Origin of the sequence: Acrocarpospora corrugata (assembly GCF_009687845.1) — a bacterium.
GTDB classification, from domain to species: Bacteria; Actinomycetota; Actinomycetes; order Streptosporangiales; family Streptosporangiaceae; genus Acrocarpospora; species Acrocarpospora corrugata.
The window spans coordinates 5,049-23,720 of sequence record NZ_BLAD01000095.1 but is presented as its reverse complement, the minus strand read 5'-3'; the positions used below and the strand labels follow the sequence as shown (position 1 = coordinate 23,720).

Below are 18,672 nucleotides of genomic sequence, written 5' to 3'. Positions count from 1 at the left end.
GCTGGACTAGGAGGGATTCGAGATGAAGCAGTACCTGCTCAGCGTCTATCAGCCCGACGGCGACCCGCCGCCCGAGGTCGATCTGGGGGCGATCATGCGCGAGCTGGAAGTGTGGAACCAGGAGCTCCGGGACGCGGGCGCGTGGGTGTTCGCCGGAGGACTGCATCCGGCGAGCACCGCCACCGTGGTCCGGGCGAAGGACGGCGACCTGCTGTTCACCGATGGGCCGTATGTGGAGGGCAAGGAGCATCTCGGGGGGTTCACGGTGATCCGGGCCGAGGATTTGGACGCGGCGCTCGAATGGGGCGGCAAGCTCAGCCGGATCACCACGCTGCCGATCGAGGTGCGCCCCGTCAACGAGGGCTGATGCACGAGATCGAACGGATCTTCCGGGCCGAGTACGGCCGCGCGGTGGCCGTCCTGGCCCGCGTCTTCGGCGACCTCGACATCGCCGAGGAAGCGGTCCAGGACGCGTTCGCCGCGGCCGTACGGCTCTGGCCGGAGAACGGAGAACCACCCAGCCCGGCCGGATGGATCATCGTCACCGCCCGGAACCGGGCGGTCGACCGGCTCCGCAAGGAAGCCGCCAGGGACGCCAAACACGCGCAGGCCGCGCTGCTGCACGCCGAGACGGAACCGATGGAGGAGGGCGTGGTGCGCGACGACCGGCTTCGCCTGGTCTTCATCTGCTGCCATCCGGCGCTGGGGACGGCCGCGCAGGTGGCGCTGACCCTGCGGCTGCTGGGCGGGCTGACCACGGCGGAGATCGCGCACGCGTTCCAGGTGCCGGAGCCGACGATGGCGCAGCGGCTGGTCCGGGCGAAGGGGAAGATCCGGGACGCGGGCATTCCGTACCGGGTGCCGCGTGAGGTGGATCTGCCCGATCGGGTGCGGGCGGTCCTGGCGGTGCTTTACCTGATCTTCAATGAGGGGTATCTCGCCACGTCGGGCGGCCGGCTGGTCCGGGAGGATCTGTGCGCGGAGGCGATCCGGCTGGCCCGGGTGCTGGTCGAGCTCATGCCCGACGAGCCGGAGGCGGTGGGGTTGCTCGCGTTGATGCTGCTCACCGAGGCGCGGCGGGACGCGCGGGCCGCCGGGGGCGTGCTCGTGCCGCTGGCCGGGCAGGATCGCGGCCGGTGGGATCGGGAGCTGATCACCGAAGGGCGGGCGCTGGTCCGGCGGTGCCTGCGGCGGGGCAGGCCGGGGCCGTACCAGATCCAGGCGGCGATCAACGCGGTGCACACGGACGCGGGCGGCACCGACTGGGGCCAGGTGCTCCAGCTGTACGACCAGTTGCTGGTGGTGGCGCCCTCGCCGGTGGCGGCGCTCAATCGCGCGGTCGCGGTGGCGGAGCTGCGCGGGCCGGCGGAGGCGCTCGGCCTCGTCGACGAACTCGATCTCGACCGCTACCACCTGTTCCACGCGATCCGCGCGAACCTGCTCCAGCGCCTCGGCCGGGACGGAGAGGCGGCCGCCGCCTATGAGACGGCGCTGACCAGGACGGAGAACGAGGTCGAACGCGAGTTCCTGCGCCGGAGCCTGGACGAGCTCGGGCCGCGATGATCAGGTGCGGCAGCCGTGGATCTGGGTGATCAGGATGGCGCGGGCGCCGGCGGATTCGAGTTCGTCCATGATGGTCTGCGCCTGGTCGGCGGGGACCATCGAGCGGACGGCCGTCCAGCCGTGGCGGTGGAGCGGGGAGATGGTGGGGGATTCGAGGCCGGGCGTGAGGGAGATGGCGTGGTCCACGTGTTCGTTGCGGATGTCGTAGTCCATCAGGACGTATTTGCGGGCGATCAGGACGCCTTTGAGGCGGTGCAGGAAACGCTGCTCTGCCTCGTGGGCGGGCTGCGCGCCGACGGGGCGGATCACGATGGCTTCCGAGGTCATGATGGGGGAACCGATGATCTTCAGGCCGAGGGCGGCGAGGGTGGAGCCGGTTTCGACCACGTCCGCGATGACTTCGGCGACGCCCAGGCGCAGCGAGGTTTCGACCGCGCCGTCCAGGTGGACGATCGCGGCGGGCGTCACGCCCTTGTCGGCCAGGTGTTTGGCGACCAGGCCGGAGAAGGAGGTGGCGATCCGCATGCCCTCCAGGTCATGGACCGAGGCGGCCACGCCGGGCGTCCCGGCGAAGTGGAAGGTCGAGCGGGCGAAGCCCAGGGGCATGATCTCCTCGGCCGCCGCCCCGGAGTCCAGCAGCAGATCACGCCCGGTGATGCCGACGTCGAGCCGGCCGGAACCGACGTAGACGGCGATGTCGCGCGGGCGGAGAAAGAAGAACTCCACCCCGTTCGCCTCATCCACCACCACGAGGTCCTTGACCTGCGCGCGCTGGCGATAACCGGCCTCAGCCAGCATCGCGGACGCCGGTTCGGACAGGGAACCTTTGTTGGGGATGGCGATGCGCAGCATGAGATGTCCTCTGGTCTCGGTACGTGAAGATCCCATTACCGATAGTGCCACAGGCTTCCGCGGAGACGAGGGAGGCGAGGTCGACGGCGTCCACGCTGTCACCATCTCGCCAGGGGAGTCAGCTGGAGGGGGCACGTCCCCGGGCCCGGGTGCGCCGGGGGCCGGGTCCGGGACGTGCGTCGAGGGTGGTCAGGGCAGTTCGAAGGCGGGGGTCAGGGCCGCGCCGCGGTGCGGCTTGTACTGGTCGTAGCCGCGCGGGTTGCACTGGAGGCCACCGTTGATGCAGTGGGTCACCAGGGCTTGCAGGATGGCGGGGTTGTCCCAGGCGTTGAAGAAGTCGTAGTGCCAGGTATAGCCGCGTCCGCTGGCCAGGCGGGCCTGGCTGAGGTCGCCGCTCGCCGGGAAGGCGATCTTGAACTCGAGCATCGGCACGGGGACCGGGTGGGACGCGGGGCAGTAGCCGCTGACCGGGTAGGACATGTGGCTCTTGTGGTCGGCGCTGTCCAGGTTGACGCCGTTCCAGCAGCTGGGCGACTGGTAGCGGACGTTCACCTGGCTACCCGCGGGGCAGTTCGTCGGAATGTCCCAGCTGAAGGAGATGCTTCCGCATTCGAAGCCTTCCACGGTGCCGGGGGAGTCGCGGAACTGCTCCAGGGTGGCGGTCGGGCTGCCGACGACGAAGCGCAGTCCCTGCGGGAAGTTCTGGACGCGCCAGTATTCGAGGATGCCCGACTTGTAGTAGATGACCTGGTCGCCGATGGGCTGGATCAGGTCCGCGCCCTTGTAGAAGCTCGGGAACCAGTACGCGGAGCGGTCGTGCGGGTTGGTGCACGAGGTGGTGCCCGCGAGCAGGGACGCCGCGGTGCTGCTCGCGTTGGTGGTGCGGTTGCCGACGAAGGTGTGCATGTGGGAGGCGCCGGGGAGGCCCGGGTAGACGATCGGGTCGTCGGGGCGGTTCTGGGTGAAGCTGCAGTTGGCCTGGAACTCGTGGTGGGTGACCTCGTCGGTGAAGGTCGGGCTGGGCATGGGCGTGGATCCGCCGCCGCCGGTGCCGTACACCTTGAATTCCCAGAGGGAGTAGCCGTAGCCGGTGCCGCGGGCGGTGCCGTACATGCGGACGTATCTGCCGGAACCGGTGACGTTCAGGGTCTGGGTGCCGCCGGCGCCGGTGGTGGTCGAGTAGATGTCCGTCCAGGTGGTGTTGTTGGTCGAGGTCTGGATTTTGAAGGTCTTGCCGTACGCGCCTTCCCAGGCGAGCACGACCTGGGAGATCGTCGCGCTGGCGCCGAGGTCGACCTGGAGCCATTGCGGGTCGCTGAACGCGCTGGCCCAGCGGGTGCCGTTGTTGCCGTCGACCGCGGCTCCCGCGCCGTAGCCGCCGCCCTCGGTGGAGGAGGCGGAGGCGGGGCGGCCTTGGGACAACAGGGCGTCGGCTGCCGACGCGGCGGTGGAGACCACCGTCAGACCCGCGGCGACGAGCGCGACCAGGGTGGCGATGATCAGGCCCAATTGGTAGCGACCCGGACTTCTGGATGGATGCACGGCCTCTCCTTATGCATGGGGGGTGCCTCGCCGTCCGGCACGGACCACGAGGGGGAGAGCGCTCTCCAGTGAGATTGGCCCCGATTGTCCGGACTTGTCAAGACACCTCACAACACCAATCCGAAACTCCCAGTTCACACCCCTGAAACGGACTCACCCCCGCTGTCAGTGCCTGCCGCGCGGTCGGATCGCTCTTTTCGGGAGGGTACGGAGAATCCGCAGCTAGAGCCCATCGCATTGGATCGGTCCGTCGCGCGGGTGGAGAGCGCTCTCCACTGTCAAATGGCCTGGTGGCAGGGTTGTGGAGCCCGGTCAAGGGGCCTCGGTGGCGGTGGCGAGAGGGAGGGCGTTGGCGTTGGGGCCCGCGGAGAGGGTGAAAGAGCCCGGTTCGGTCTGCCAGGACGCGTGGGCGGGGGACCAGTGCTGGTAGGCGCGGGCGGTCAGGTGGAGGGTGACCTCGGTGGACTCGCCGGGGTTCGCGGTGGCGGTGGTGTAGGCGGCCAGCCAGTGGTGGGGGCGGGGGACGGTGGTGTGCGGGCGGGAGAGGTAGAGCTGGACCACCTCGCGGCCGGGGCGGGGGCCGGTGTTGCGGAGGCGGACCCGGACGGTGAGCGGGTCGTCGGCGGAGATGGCTTCGTAGGACCAGGTGGTGTAGCCGAGGCCGTGGCCGAACCAGTACGCGGGAGAGTCGGCGCGCTGCGCCCAGGCGCGATACCCGATGTGCAGGCCCTCCGCGTAGTCGAGGACGCCGGCGACCGGGGTGGTGGCGGCGATGGCGGTCTCGTGCCAGGTGGTGGGGAGCCGTCCGCCGGGTTCCGCCGCCCCGAACAGGACGTCGGCGAGGCCGTGCCCGGCTTGCTGGCCGGGGAACCAGGTCAGCAGAAGGGCGGGGACCCGGGTGTGCCAGGGCATGGCGATCGGGCCGCCGGAGTTGACCAGCACGACCGTGCGCGGGTTGGCGGCGGCGACGGCGGCGACCAGGTCGTTCTGGCGGCCGGGAAGGTCGAGGCCGGTGCGGTCGCGGCCCTCGCTTTCGATCTCCTCGGTGGTGCCGACGACGACGATGGCCACATCGGAGTTCCTGGCCAGCTCGGCCGCGGCGGCGAGTTCGCGGTCGTCGTCGAGGCGGGGCGGGTCGGCGGCCAGGACGGTGGCGCGTCCGGTGTCGTGGGCGAGTTCCCGCCTGGCGACCAGTTCGACGTCCGCCCCGGTGCCGAGCGGTACGGAGACGGTACGGAACGGCGGGTGCAGGTGCACGGTGGCCGGGTCGTCGGTGTTGCGGGGGATCTCTTCGTCGAGCAGGAGCGTTCCGTCGACCTCCAGGGAGACCCTGCCCCATCCGGCGATCGCCAGCCGCCACTCCCCGGCCACTCCCGGCCGCAGCAGGGCGCGGACTTCGACGGTGGCGGCGGCTTCGGCCAGGGTCGGTTCGAGCAGCCGTCCGGTCAGGCGGTGCTCCGCGTGGACCTCCCTCTCATCGGCGTCCAGGATCCGGACCAGCACGCCTGGTTCCCCTGTCCGGGGATCACGCGCGTTGGCGGCCTCCAGCGGCGTGGGAAGGTCGCTCGTCGCCATCCCGGGGGCGTACGCGACCTCGGCGACTCCGGACAGCGCCACCCGAATCCCATCCAGCGGCGAGACCACCGATTCCGGATAGACCCCCGCGCTGCCACCGCCCTGGATCCGGGCGACGGCCGCGTTCGGCCCGATCACCGCGACCCGCCCCAGCTTCCGGGCGTCCAGCGGCAGCAGCCCGCCTTCGTTCCGCAGCAGCACGCATCCGGCGGCCACCGCCTGACGCAACAGCGCGGTATCGCCCGATTCGTGTGATGCCGGCGTGACGTCGTCCTGCTGCTCCTCCAAGTCCAGCGCGCCCACGCGCATGGCCAGCCGGAGGATGCGGCGGACCTTGTCGTCGACGGCCGACTCGGGGACCTCGCCGGATTCCACCGCCGCGAGGAGGGCGTCGCCCCAGCATGGGTTCGGGCCCGGCATCGCGAGGTCCTGTGCCGCCAGGGCGGACGGGACGGTGGAGCGGACGCCGCCCCAGTCGGAGATGACCACGCCGTCGAAGCCCCAGGGGGACTTCAGCGGGTCGGTGAGCAGCGTGTTCTCCGACATCGTGGTGCCGTTCACCGCGTTGTAAGCGGACATGACCACCCACACGCCCGCCTCGATCGCCGCCTCGAAGGGGGCCAGGTAGAGCTCGTGCAAGGTCTGGGCATCGACTCGGGCGTCGACGGTCATCCGGTCGGTCTCCGAGTCGTTCGCGGTGAAGTGCTTGGCGGTAGCCGCGACCCCGCCGGACTGCACACCCCGGATGTAGGCCGCGCCGATCCGGCCGGTGAGCAGCGGATCCTCGGAGAAGCACTCGAAGTGCCGGCCGCCGAGCGCGGATCGGTGCAGGTTGAGGTTGGGCGCGAGCAGGACGCGGACGCCCTTGCGCCGGGCCTCCGCCGCGAGCAGGGCGCCCAGCCGCTCCACCAGCTCCTCGTCCCAGCTGGCCGCCAGCCCTGTGGGCGACGGCAGGGTCAGCGATGTGTGCCGTTCGTCCCAGCCTTCCCCGCGCACCCCCACCGGACCGTCGGAGGTGAGCATCTCGCGGAGGCCGATGGCGGGCTCGGCGTGGGTGCGCCACACGGTCGCACCGGCGAGCAGCCGTACCTTCTGGGCCAGGTCCAGCTTCTCCACCAGGGGGTCGAGCTCGTCGTCGATCACGCCAGGTCCTCTCGGGTCGAGTACGGAGAGCGCTCTCCATCAAGGCCAAGGTTCAAGCCCACCCCGAAGCTGTGTCAATGGCCCCGCCCTCAACCCGCACACTAATAAATTCGGAAAAATCGTGTGTCGCGAAAGTGAGCAGAACATTTCGGATTCGGACGTTTCCCCCTTGACAAGGCTTGTTCCTCAGCGCCAATCTCTCGGTATGGAGAGCGCTCTCCCCAAAGTTCCCGGCACGGCCCCGCGGCCGGTGCCGCCCGTTCCGAGGAGAGCCCGTGCACCCGTCCCCCAGTTCAGGCCGACTCCGATTAGGCCTGGTCACCGCCATGATCGCCGCACTCATCGCGGCCGGCCTGGCCCTCATCACCCCGGCCCTGGCCGCCGACACACTGCTGTCGCAGGGTAAACCGGCCACGGCCTCCTCCGCCGAGGGCGCGGCCTTCGCCGCCTCGGCCGCCGTCGACGGGGACCTGACCGTCACCCGCTGGGCCAGCGCCTTCAGCGACCCGCAGTGGATCCAGGTCGACCTCGGCACGACCGCGACGATCTCCCAGGTGGTCCTGACCTGGGAAGCCGCGTACGCCTCCGCCTTCAAGATCCAGACTTCGCCCAACGGCACGACCTGGACCGACGTCTACACCACGACCACGGGCACCGGCGGCACCCAGACCCTCGCCGTGACCGGCACCGGCCGGTACGTCCGCATGAACGGCACCGCCCGGGGCACCGGCTACGGCTACTCCCTCTGGGAGTTCCAGGTGTACGGCTCGACGGCATCGCCGTCCCCGTCCCCCAGCCCCACCGCCTGCGGAACGACCAACGTCGCCCAGGGCAAGACCGCCACGGCCTCCTCGCTGGAGAACGCCGGCACTCCCGCCTCCGCCGCCGTCGACGGCAACCCGACCACCACCCGCTGGTCCAGCGCGTACAGCGACCCGCAGTGGCTTCAGATCGACCTCGGCGCCACCTACCAGATCTGCCGGGTGGTCCTGACCTGGGAAGGCGCGTACGCCACCGCCTTCAAGATCCAGACCTCGCCCAACGCGACGACCTGGACGGACATCTACTCGACCACCACGGGCACCGGCGGCACCCAAACCCTGAACATCTCCGGCACCGGCCGGTATATCCGTATGCACGGCACCGCCCGCAACACCGGCTGGGGCTACTCGCTGTACGAGATGGCCGTCTACACCGGAACAATCACCAGCCCGAGCCCGTCTCCGTCCCCGTCGCCGAGCCCTTCCCCGTCCCCTGACCCCGGCATCTGGACCGAAGTCTGGCGCGACGACTTCACCGGCCCCGCCAACACCTCCCCGAGCGCCGCCAACTGGCTCCTCCGCACCGGCACCCAGTACCCCGGCGGCGCAGCCAACTGGGGCACCGGCGAAGTGGAGACCATGTCCGCCTCCACCGCCAACGTCGCCCTGGACGGCGCCGGCACCCTCGCCATCAAGGCGCTCAAGGACGGCGCGGGCAACTGGACCTCCGGCCGCGTCGAGACCCAGCGCACCGACTTCGCCCCCCAGCCGGGCCAGCTGCTCCGCTTCACCGCCCGCCTGAAGCAGCCCGACGTCGCCAACCCGCTCGGCTACTGGCCGGGCTTCCGCGCCACCGGCGCCGCCTACCGAGGCAACTACAACAACTGGCCGACCGTCGGCGAGACCGACATCATGACCAACGTCAACGGCCGCAGCCAGCTCGCCAACACCCTCCACTGCGGCACCGCCCCGGACGGCGTGTGCAACGAGTACAGCGGCAGGACCAGCGGTTTCGCCTCCTGTGACGGCTGCCAGACCGGCTACCACGAGTACACCCAGATCATCGACAGGACCAAGCAGGACGAGGAGATCCGGTTCTACCTGGACGGCCGCCAGACCTGGGTGGTCCGGGAGAGCCAGGTCGGCGTGACCGCCTGGCAGGCCGCCGTGCACCACGGCTTCTACCTCAGGTTCGACCTCGCCGTCGGCGGCTCGCTGCCGAACGCGCTGGCGGGGACGACGACGCCGACCGCGGCCACCACCTCCGGCGGCACGCTGAACGTGGACTGGGTGTCGGTCGCCAGGCAGACCGGGACGACGCCCGCGCCGATGACCGATCCGGCCACCCCGGCCGGGCCGAGTGTGGTGCGGGTGACGGGCACCCAGGGCAACTGGCAGCTGACCGTCAACGGCGGGCCGTTCGAGATCAAGGGCCTGACCTACGGGCCGCCGCAGGCCGCCGCCGACGGGTACATGCGCGACCTCAAGGCGATGGGCGTGAACACCATCCGCACCTGGGGCGTGGACGACGCCAACACGCCCACCCTGCTCGACCGGGCCGCGCAGCAGGGCATCAAGGTGATCGTCGGGCACTGGCTCAACCAGGGCGCCGACTACGTCAACGACACCGCGTACAAGACCAGCGTGAAGAACGAGATCGTGGCGCGGGTGAACGCCCTGAAGAACCGGCAGGGCGTGCTGATGTGGGACGTCGGCAACGAGGTCATCCTGACCATGCAGGACCACGGGCTGGCCGCCGACGTGGTGGAGGCCCGCCGGGTGGCGTACGCCAAGTTCGTCAACGAGGTCGCCGACGCGATCCACGCCGCCGACCCCAACCACCCGGTCACCTCGACCGACGCGTACACGCACGCCTGGACCTACTACAAGGCGCACTCCCCGTCGCTCGACCTGCTCGCGGTGAACTCCTACGGCGCGATCGGCACCGTGCGCACCGACTGGGTCAGCGGCGGCTACACCAAGCCGTACATCGTCACCGAGGCCGGCCCCGACGGCGAGTGGGAGGTCCCCAACGACGTCAACGGCGTCCCGACCGAGCCGACCGACCTGCAGAAACGCGCCCAGTACACGGCCAGCTGGAACGCCATACACAACCACACCGGGGTCGCGCTCGGCGCCACCGAGTTCCACTACGGGCTGGAGAACGACTTCGGCGGCGTCTGGCTGAACACGCTCACCGGCGGCTGGCGGCGGCTCGGCTTCCACGCGCTCCGGCAGGCGTACACCGGGCAGCCCTCGGCGAACACCCCGCCGGAGATCAGCTCCATGACGGTGACGCCGCAGACGGCCGTCCCCGCCGGGCAGCAGTTCACCGTCGAGGTCGCCGCCACCGACCCGAACAGCGACCTGATCCGCTACAACCTGATGTTCAGCAACAAGCACATCAACGGCAACCGCGGCTTCGACCACGTCCGCTTCACCCAGACCGCCCCTGGCCGCTTCTCGGTGACGGCGCCGCAGCAGATGGGCGTGTGGAAGGCGTACGTCTACGCCTACGACGGCCACGGCAACGTCGGCATCGAGCAGAAGTCGTTCCGGGTGGTCCCGCCGGTGGTGGCAGGCACCAACGTGGCCGTCGGCAAGACGACCACCGCGTCGACGTTCCAGGCGACCGGCGACGGCGGGCCGTTCAACCCGAACCGGGCCACCGACGGCAGCTACACCTCCCGGTGGGCCAGCGAGTGGGCCGACCCGCAGTGGATCCAGGTCGACCTGGGCGCGACCACCGCGATCAGGCACGTGCAGCTCGGCTGGGAGTCCGCGTACGGCAAGTCGTACCAGGTCCAGACCTCGCCCAACGGCACCACCTGGACCAACGTCTTCACCACCACCACGGGTGACGGCGGTTTCGACGGCATCGACCTGAACGTGTCGGCCAGATACGTCCGGGTGAACATGACCCAGCGCGGCACCGCGTACGGGTACTCGCTCTGGGAGTTCGGCGTCTACAGCTGACGCCGGGACGGCCGTCGCGCCACGCCGGGCGCGGCGGCCGCCACAGATCACGATGAGGTCACGGCTCGAACCGCCGGCCGGAATCCGGTATCTCAACTCGCGTGAAGAAGCTGCTGATCGTCGTTTGCCTGCTGGTTCTGGGCGTGAGTCCGGGCGCTTCGGCGGCGGTGGTCGTGCCCGCGTGGCCGTACCCGGAGAAGGACTGCGCCGAGCGGGCGCGGACCGCGCCGCCGGACGGGTTCGGGGCGCCTGTGGTCTTCGGCGGGGACGAGCACACCAACATCACCGGCGTCGCCTTCGGGCGGTTTCGCGGGCGTTCGGTCGCCGTCAGCACCGGGCAGGAGGGCACGATGCGGATGTGGGGACTGCCGGGCCTCACGCCGATCGGCGAGCCGGTGAAGTCCGCGACGATCGTTTCCGGCGGTGGTCTCGTCCTCGATCCGGAACCCGAGCCGACCGGCCGGCTGAACGGGCGACCCGTCCGGGTCACCGCCGACGACAGGCTGCGTGTCCTGGACGCGGGCACCGGCCGTGAGGTCGGCCCGGTGGTGGAGCTGGGCGAGGACAACTCGGTCCTGGGGATGGTCGTGTTCCCCATGGGCGGGACGCTCGTCGCGGCCATCGCCGACACCGGCGGCGACGAATGCCGGTGCGCGGACCAGCTTGACCTGCGCGATCTCGCCTCCGGCGAACTGGTCGGCGCGATCGACGGGCACTTCTCCACGGTGCGCGCGGCCACCGTCGACGGCGCGCTCGTGCTGGTCACCGTCAACACCGGCTTCGACCCGGGGGCGGAAGGCGGCCCCAGGCGCAGCGGGAGCGTCTCGATCTGGAACCCCGTCACGCGGGCCGAGATCGCCCGGCTGCCCGGGAACCCGCCGCCGCCCGTGGTGGAGGATTCGGCCAGCAGCAACACCGAAGTGCGTCTCGCCGTCGGCACGATGGACGGCGAACCCGTCGCCCTGACCGGCGGCTTCGACAACACGCTACGGCTCTGGGACCTGACCACGGCCGCCCCGATCGCGGCCACCCGGCCCAACGGCCACGTCAACGAGGTCGGCACGTTCACCGTGGGGGAGCAGGACGGCCGCCGGGTGGTGGTCAGCGTGAGCGTCAACGGCACGCTGCTGATGTGGGATCTCGTCACCGGCGCGCGGCTCGGCATGCCGGTGTTCCAGCCGGACTGGCGTCCCGCCTCCACCGAGATGCCGGAGCGACCGCCGCTGCTCCTCGACGGGTCCCCTGTCCGGGTGGACGCCGAGCCGACCGGCCAGGGTGTGGTCCAGCGGTTGCTGCCCCTGATGAGCGGCTGGGTCGTCCCGTTCGGCGACGGCTTCGCCGCCATCAGCGGGCAATCGGGATGGATCCGCCTGCGCGACCTGGCCACTCGCGAGCACATCGGCACCGCCATCCGGGTCACCGGCCCGAATCCCCTCTCCCAGGTGACGCTCGCCGAGTTGGGCGGGCGGCCGGTCCTCATCGATGTACGCGAATGGATGACATTGTGGGATCTGTACACGGGACGGCGTATCGGCACGATCCCCGACGTGCGCTCGTCCGGCCACCGGAACGCGCCGCCCGCCGTCGGCCACGCGCGCTGCACCACCGTCGCGCTGACCGGGAGCGACACCGGCGTCCGGGTCTGGGATCTGCGCACCGGCCGCGAACTCTTCCGGCTGACCGGGCATGGCGGACGTGTGCACCAGATCAGGTACGGCACGATCGGTGACCTTCCGATCGCGGTCACGGCGGGGGAGGACGGCACCGCCCGGGTGTGGAACCTGGCCGACGGCAAGCAGATCGGAGCGCCGATCGCGGTCGGCTTCCGGTACGGCATGATCCAGCTGACCTACTGGGAGGGCCGGACGCTGCTGATCGGCGCGGGGCGCGATGAGCGGGTCCGGAGGTGGGACCTTGGCCGGTGAAACTCGATCACCGAGAGCGTCACGATGAGGTCACGGCTCGAACTGTGGGTGATATTTCGGTATCTCATCCGGCATGAGGAGATGGCTGGTCGCTGTTTGCCTGCTGGTCGTGGCGGTGATCCCCCGGGGGTCGTCCGGAACGGCGTCGGGAGCGGCGTCGGGAGCGGGTCTGCCACGCTGGCCGTACCCGGAGACGCTCTGCGACCAGCGGCCGGGCACGCCCGCGCCGGCCGCGTTCGGACCGGCGGCGACCTTCGGCGGTGACGAGCACACCAACATCACCGCAGTGGCGTTCGGGCGGCTCGGCGGACGGGCGGTCGCGGTCAGCACCGGGCAGGAGGGCACGATGCGGGTCTGGGCGCTGCCCGGACTGACGCCGATCGGCGAACCCGCGCGCTCCCGCGAGATCGTCCCGGGCGACGGCCTCACCGTGGAGGTGCCGCCCGCTCCGGCGAACCCGGGCAACACGCTCGTGTCGACGGCCAGGATGAACGGGCGGATGGTGCGGGTGACCGTGGGGGACGAGATGCGTGTCGTCGCTGTCGCCACCGGCCGTCAGGTCGGCCGGGTGATGCACCTCGGCGAGGACAACAGCGTGGGCGCGCTCGTGCTGTTCACGCTCGGCGGGCGGCTCACCGCCGCGGTGAACGACAACGGCGGCGACGAGAACGATCCCGGCCTCGACCAGGTCACGCTCTGGGACCTCGCCACAGGGAAGGAGACCGGCACGATCGGTGGTGACTTCTCGACCGTGCGGAAGGCGACGATCAACGGCAGGACCGTGCTGCTCACCGTCAATCGTGGCGCCGTTGAGTACGAGCTCGGCACCGCGTTCCCGCCGGTCGGCACGGTCTCTCTCTGGGATCCGGCGACCAGGACGGAGATCGGCCGGCTCGGCGGCAACCCGCCGCCGCAGGAGCCGGAGGGCGGGTACACGCGATCGATCTACGATCGGGTCCATCTGGTCGTCGGCGAACTGGACGGAAGGCCGGTCGCGCTCACCGGGGGCGGCGACAACGCGCTCCGCTTATGGGATCTGACCACCGAGACGCTCCTCGCCGCTACCACCCCGAACGGTCATATCGACGAGGTCGAATCCTTCAGCGTCGCCGAACTCGACGGACGCCGGGTCGTCGTCAGTGGCGGCGCCGACGGAACGGTCATGGTGTGGGACCTGGTCACCCGGCAGCGTGTCGGCTCGCCGCTGACCAGCCCGGCCGGCGTGAAGCAGCCGCTGTTCACCGAGGTCCCCGGGCTGAGGCCGTTCCTGGCGACCTGGGACGGCACGCAGCGCTTCTGGTGGCTCAACCCCGGCGGCACCGTCGAACCCGCCTTCGACGGGCTCGGCGCCGGCTGGGTCATCTCGTTCCACGGGCGGGCCGCGCACCTCGGCGAGGAGGCCGGGCGGGTACGGCTGCGCGACCTGAACACCGGCGCGCCCATCGGGTCGCCCGTTCCGGTCACCGGCGAGCAGCCGATCGGCCGTGTCCTCCTCACCCAGGTGGCCGGCCGGGACGTTGTGATCGACGTCCGGAACCGGCTCAGGATGTGGGACCTGCAGACCGGCCGCCGCCTCGGCACCATCCTCGACGTACGCTCCCTGGGCTCCCGCGATGCCCGCCCCGCCGTCGCCCAGGCACGCTGCACCACGCTGGTGCTGTCCGGCATGGGGGCGGCCGTCCGGGTCTGGGACCTCGGCACCGGCCGCGAACTCTTCCAGCTGACCGGCCACAGCGAACTGATCAGCCACATCAGAACCGGCCTCATCGGCGACCGCCCGATCGCCGTCACCTCGTCCGCCGACGGCACCGCCCGCATCTGGAACCTCACCGACGGCCGCCAACTCGGCCCACCGATCACCATCGGCCGCCGCTACGGCGTCATCCAACTGACCCACCTGAACGGCCACACTCTACTGATCATGGCCGGCCGCGACGAACGAGTCCGCCTGTGGGACCTGGGCGGCCGATGAGCCGATTTCTGGTCCACCCTCATGCTCGGGTGGTGCAACGGCTTGACTGGTCATTCGCGTTCGTGGCGATAATGCCTGGCTCCGTATTCCGCGCCTTGCCCGGGGGTCTGAGGTGGGTTGATGCGGGGAATACCGGCCAAAGCCGAGTCACGGCATCGTGGAGGTACGGTTTGCGTCTCGCGCGAAGTTGCCTTACCGGCCTGCTGGCAGCGGTTGCGGCGGCCGGGTGTTCCGCCGGCCCGTCCTTGGAGGAAGCCGGTGCCCGGCTCGCCGCGGACGGCAGGCACGTCATGGCGTGGGACGACTGGGTGGACGAGTCCGTCCAGATCACGAATCCGGCGACCACTGACGTCCCGTGTGGTGATGGCAAGTTCAAGCGCGTCTTCACCGCCGCTGCGGAACTGCCGACGCTCAACCCTGATCCGGACAACAAGCTCGACGGAGCGACCAGGCAGATCGGATTCAGTTTCGCCGAACGGGGATACCTGAGAGATGTCAGCGGGCCCAGCCAAGCAGACGTCATCCCAACGCGCACCATCGTTTGGGTCAACAAGGCTGGGCTACGGTTCTCCGGCATCATTTCGCTGCCATCGGACACCAGGATCGCCGCCCAGATCACCGGCGAGACCCAGTGCGAGTAGCCAGCCGATAAGGAACGAGGTTACGGCTGCTTTTCGTAACCTTTTGCGGTCACTGCGGACTCGGGGCTAATTGTGCCGCGGATCCCCATAGCGAGCTTCTTGTCAAAAGTCGAGCCGTCACCATCCGTGTCCGTGGAATCCGACCAAGCCGAGAACGTCTCGAAGATCTTGCTGTCCTTGAGCGGCTCTTCCAGCGGAAGTGGCCTGCCGTCCTTCATCAGTGAGGCCGGCCATGGCGGATCGGCGGGAAATCCTCCCTCCCACAACTTGGTGGCGATGTCATAGCGCTGGGCGAGAATCCATTTGTCGCGCGCACCGTCAAGTTTGCTCACCCTTGTGTCCGCCGGGTCCCCGTCCTCCCAGGCGTCCAGCGCCTTGCCCGTGCCGAACATTCCCAACTGCCAGATCAACCAGCGCACCCCCTTCTCGGGACTGGGTGCCGCACCCAGCGCGAGTGATGCGGTATCGGTCACGATGCCGCGCATCTGCTCGTCAAAGGCGTCCATGTCACCGCGAGTCTTCAACGCCGCCGCGTACTCCATGCCCGCCAGGTCGCCGATCCCACCCGCCGTCACCTCGAAGTAGCCGGGATCCTTGGGCGGACTGCCCCGCAAGGCCTCGCCGTCCAGGCGGGCGGCTTGAACCAGCAGGTCATGGCGTAGTTCGCCCATGGCCTTGTCGAAGGTGTCGGTGTTTTTCTGTTCGGCGGCGAAGGTCTTCAGGAAGCCGTAGGTGCCTTGGGGGCTCAGATAGAAGCTCGGTGTCAACCCGGGAATGGTCGAGAGGTGGGGCGGCGCGGTCATGCCGGAGTCGCGGGATTCGCCATCCTCGATGCGGGCGCCGGCGATCATTTCGTGGCCGTAAGAGGCGGCCAGTTCGGCCATAGAACCCTGGGCGGACGCTGGCATGTCCTGGCCCAGGGACGCACTCGTGGTGATCGCGTCGAAGGCGAAGGCCGCCGCGTCGGCGCTGTGCGCGCCTGGTTGTTCGTTGTGGACTCCCGATCCCGTCGCCATCGTCCGGCCAAGCGCGTCAGCAACGTCAGCGTCACGATGCCGGGCGTACTCGAACAGCAGGTTCATCCGCTCCGGGCGGGTCAGTTCCACCGGCGGGCGGCCCATCTCGGCGAACACCGACCGGACCGCCACCGGGTCATCGGCGATCACCTGCAACGCCAGCGTGACCGAGTCGCCCGGCAACCCGTAGGCGCGGTACTCGTCCAGCGCGCCGCCGAACCAGTCCTGCCCAGGATCGGCCGCAAACTCGTCCAGGACCAGCCGCGCGGTCCGCGCCAGCACCTGCGAAGGCGCGCCCGAGCCCTTCAGCAACGCCAGCCGTTGCCAAGCCGCGTCGGCATTCGTCGGAGCCGCCAGTTCGCGCTGGTACTCGGCCATCCCCGGAGGCGGTTTCGTGGCCCGCAACGCCGCGCCGAACACGGCGGAGAACGCCGCCAGATCCGCACGCGCCGTCGAACTGCCCGTGTTCAGCAGCAGGTTCGGCAACCCCTGCCGCACCGGCCCGGACAGCCCCGCCACGAACGCGGCCGAAGCGTCCGCGTCGCCGGCCAGGTGCTTGAGTTCACCGATGTGCTGATGCACCAGTTCACCCTTGAACTCCGCGGTGAAATCGTTGTTGGAGATGATGCCGGTGCCGAACAGGGCGGCCAGATCCCGGCCCTTGGCATACGCCTCGGTCAGTGACATCGTGACGCCGGGGATCTCCACGAACCCGGCTCCGCTCAGCCGGTTGGCCGCCGCCGCCAGTTCGTGGCGGCGGCGCATCACCGGCAGCTGATCCCGGGTCCACGCGCCGATCCGTTCCAGCTCCGTCAGCGCCGACGTCTCCACCCCGAGCCGCGCGAACTCTCCCCGGAACCGCCGTACGAACGCCTGCAACGCCTCCGCGTCCCGGTCCAGCGAATTGATCATCGCCAGCAGTCGGTCGGCGTCGACCCCCCGGAACTCGGAACTGTAGGGCGGCATCACCACCGCCCTGCGTGAACACGCATCGGATTCGCCATCTCAGCCATCCGGGCCCTCGCTCCCGCGCGGATACCTACCGATCCAAGCCGAAGGTCCCATACTCCACCGTAACCGGGAAAGACCGTTTGGTTATCGGCACTTCCGCTCGCCGGAGTTTTACGGCATGGCGGTCAGTGAGGGCGCGTGTTCGCGGGCGTGCCGTACCAGGGTGAGCAGGATCTCCTTCACCGACTCGCGGTCGCGGACGTCGGAGAGCACCACCGGCACGTGCGCCGGCAGGGCGAGCGCCCTGCGGACGGCCTCCGGTGAGTGGCGGCGGGCGCCGTCGAAGCAGTTCACCGTCACCACGAACGGGATCTTCCGCTGCTCGAAGTAGTCCACCGCCGCGAACGCCTCGCCCAGCCGCCGGGTGTCGGCGATCACCACCGCGCCGAGCGCGCCGATGGACAGCTCATCCCACATGAACCAGAACCGGTCCTGTCCCGGCGTGCCGAACAGGTAGATCCAGAGGCCCTCGCGGAGGGTGATCCGGCCGAAGTCGAGCGCGACCGTGGTGGTCGTCTTCTGCTCCACCCCGGTCGTGTCGTCCACCGCGGCGCTCCGGTCGCTGAGCAGTTCCTCGGTGTGCAGCGGCTGGATCTCGCTCACCGCCGAGACCATCGTGGTCTTGCCCACGCCGAAGCCGCCCGCGACCAGGATCTTGATCGCCAAGGTCTCAGAGCGCGCGTAGTCCATTGAGCACTTCCTGATAGATCCGCTCGTTCATGGCGGCGGCGGAGACGGCCGGCCGGTCTATCGACACCAGGCCCTCCCGCCGCAGGTCGCTCAGCAGCACCCGGATGATGTTGAGCGGCAGGCGCAGGTACACGCCGATGTCGGCCACCGTGGCCGGCCGGACGCACATCCGCAGCACCGTGAGGTGCTCCGGCGACAGTCCCGCCTGCTCGTACGGCATGCCGAGCGTCGTCACCACCGCGACGACGTCGAACGCCTCCCCGATCGGCCGGGCCCGCCCGCCGGTGACCACGTACATGCGGACCAGCGGGCCCGGGTCTTCGTCAGCGCCCATGAACCTGCCCACTCGCGGCCCGTGGTCGCGTGCTCAGATGCTCCCCGACCCGTTTCACCAGCATCGTCAGTTCGTAGGTGACGACCCCGAGGTCGGCGTCCGAGGTGGTCATGACGGCCAGCCGGGCGCCCTCCCCCGCGGCGGTGACGAACAGGAACGCCGAATCCAGCTCGATGATCGTCTGCCGGACGCCGCCGGCCCCGAACCGGCGGCCCGCCCCCTGGGCCAGGCTGTGGCTGCCCGCCGCGATCGCCGCCAGGTGCTCGGTGTCTTCCCGGTTGAGGCCCTGGGAACCGCCCATCGGCAGCCCGTCGGCGGAGAGCACGATCGCGTGCAGCACGCCGGGCGTGCGCCGGATCAGATCGTCGAGCAGCCAGTCCAGTTCCTTCACGAGTTCAGCCATCCGTCCTGTCCTTTCGTCCGCCGTACAGGTCGGGCTGACCCGTTTCCCTGCGCCCGCGTTCCCAGCCGCGCTGCATGGCGGTCATCAGACCGGCCCGCCGCTCCGCCGTGGACGCGTCAATGTCGACTTCTTCGGTGGGCCGCGCCGGCTCGGTCCCGCGTAGCTGGGTGGCGAGGTGCGTCTGGGGCACTCGCTGCGGCAGCCCTTCCAGCTCTTCCAGGTCGTCGTCTTCGACGGTGATGGGGGGCGGCGGGGGCGGCTGCCGTAC

The 18,672-nt window shown here is 70.0% G+C and carries 14 protein-coding genes; 6 read left to right on the top strand and 8 right to left on the bottom strand.

The window, feature by feature from the left end; translation table 11 throughout:
- Positions 1–22 precede the first annotated feature (22 nt).
- A complete protein-coding gene (locus Acor_RS35910; RefSeq protein ID WP_155341233.1) occupies positions 23–367 on the top strand; it encodes a YciI family protein in 345 nt (114 codons plus the stop codon).
- On the top strand, positions 367–1,563 hold the full coding sequence (locus tag Acor_RS35905; protein WP_155341232.1) for an RNA polymerase sigma factor: 1,197 nt from the start codon (positions 367–369) through the stop codon (positions 1,561–1,563). Before Acor_RS35910 ends, Acor_RS35905 begins: the two co-directional genes overlap by 1 nt.
- Here Acor_RS35905 and hisG read toward each other — a convergent pair whose 3' ends face one another.
- The 3 genes from hisG to Acor_RS35890 all read right to left on the bottom strand — a co-directional run bounded on the left by hisG (position 1,564) and on the right by Acor_RS35890 (position 6,675).
- Entirely contained in the window at positions 1,564–2,415 is an 852-nt protein-coding gene (gene hisG / locus Acor_RS35900; protein WP_155341231.1) for an ATP phosphoribosyltransferase, read from the bottom strand.
- Between the two features lie 189 nt (positions 2,416–2,604).
- Positions 2,605–3,957 carry a DUF1996 domain-containing protein gene (locus Acor_RS35895; protein ID WP_155341230.1) on the bottom strand — a complete coding sequence of 451 codons (1,353 nt, stop codon included), beginning with the start codon at positions 3,955–3,957 and terminating at the stop codon, positions 2,605–2,607.
- A 312-nt stretch (positions 3,958–4,269) separates the two neighbouring features.
- The gene (locus tag Acor_RS35890) at positions 4,270–6,675 is read right to left on the bottom strand and encodes a glycoside hydrolase family 3 C-terminal domain-containing protein (protein WP_155341229.1); all 2,406 of its coding nucleotides are present in this window, start codon (positions 6,673–6,675) and stop codon (positions 4,270–4,272) included.
- A 275-nt stretch (positions 6,676–6,950) separates the two neighbouring features.
- Between Acor_RS35890 and Acor_RS35885 the strand changes: the two genes are divergently transcribed.
- The 4 genes from Acor_RS35885 (at position 6,951) to Acor_RS35870 (ending at position 14,950) form a co-directional block, all read left to right on the top strand.
- Positions 6,951–10,412 (top strand): discoidin domain-containing protein, encoded by a 3,462-nt coding sequence (locus Acor_RS35885; RefSeq protein ID WP_246239585.1) that lies wholly within the window; start codon positions 6,951–6,953, stop codon positions 10,410–10,412.
- Positions 10,413–10,513: 101 nt separating this feature from the next.
- On the top strand, positions 10,514–12,337 hold the full coding sequence (locus Acor_RS35880; protein WP_155341228.1) for a WD40 repeat domain-containing protein: 1,824 nt from the start codon (positions 10,514–10,516) through the stop codon (positions 12,335–12,337).
- Between the two features lie 73 nt (positions 12,338–12,410).
- Positions 12,411–14,309, top strand: a complete 1,899-nt coding sequence (locus tag Acor_RS35875; RefSeq protein ID WP_155341227.1) for a WD40 repeat domain-containing protein — start codon at positions 12,411–12,413, stop codon at positions 14,307–14,309.
- Positions 14,310–14,479: 170 nt separating this feature from the next.
- Positions 14,480–14,950, top strand: a complete 471-nt coding sequence (locus tag Acor_RS35870; protein WP_155341226.1) for a hypothetical protein — start codon at positions 14,480–14,482, stop codon at positions 14,948–14,950.
- A 20-nt stretch (positions 14,951–14,970) separates the two neighbouring features.
- Here Acor_RS35870 and Acor_RS35865 read toward each other — a convergent pair whose 3' ends face one another.
- The 5 genes from Acor_RS35865 to Acor_RS42515 form a co-directional block, all read right to left on the bottom strand.
- Positions 14,971–16,797, bottom strand: a complete 1,827-nt coding sequence (locus Acor_RS35865) for a hypothetical protein (RefSeq protein ID WP_155341225.1) — start codon at positions 16,795–16,797, stop codon at positions 14,971–14,973.
- A gap of 291 nt (positions 16,798–17,088) precedes the next feature.
- Complete coding sequence (locus Acor_RS35860) at positions 17,089–17,667, bottom strand: GTP-binding protein (protein ID WP_155341224.1); 579 nt, start codon at positions 17,665–17,667, stop codon at positions 17,089–17,091.
- Entirely contained in the window at positions 17,648–18,001 is a 354-nt protein-coding gene (locus tag Acor_RS35855) for a DUF742 domain-containing protein (protein ID WP_155341223.1), read from the bottom strand. Before Acor_RS35855 ends, Acor_RS35860 begins: the two co-directional genes overlap by 20 nt.
- On the bottom strand, positions 17,991–18,404 hold the full coding sequence (locus Acor_RS35850; RefSeq protein ID WP_155341222.1) for a roadblock/LC7 domain-containing protein: 414 nt from the start codon (positions 18,402–18,404) through the stop codon (positions 17,991–17,993). The genes Acor_RS35855 and Acor_RS35850 overlap by 11 nt, the downstream gene beginning before the upstream one ends.
- Positions 18,397–18,672: hypothetical protein (locus tag Acor_RS42515; protein WP_170317245.1), on the bottom strand; the 276-nt coding region annotated here is incomplete at its 5' end. The genes Acor_RS35850 and Acor_RS42515, both read right to left, overlap by 8 nt.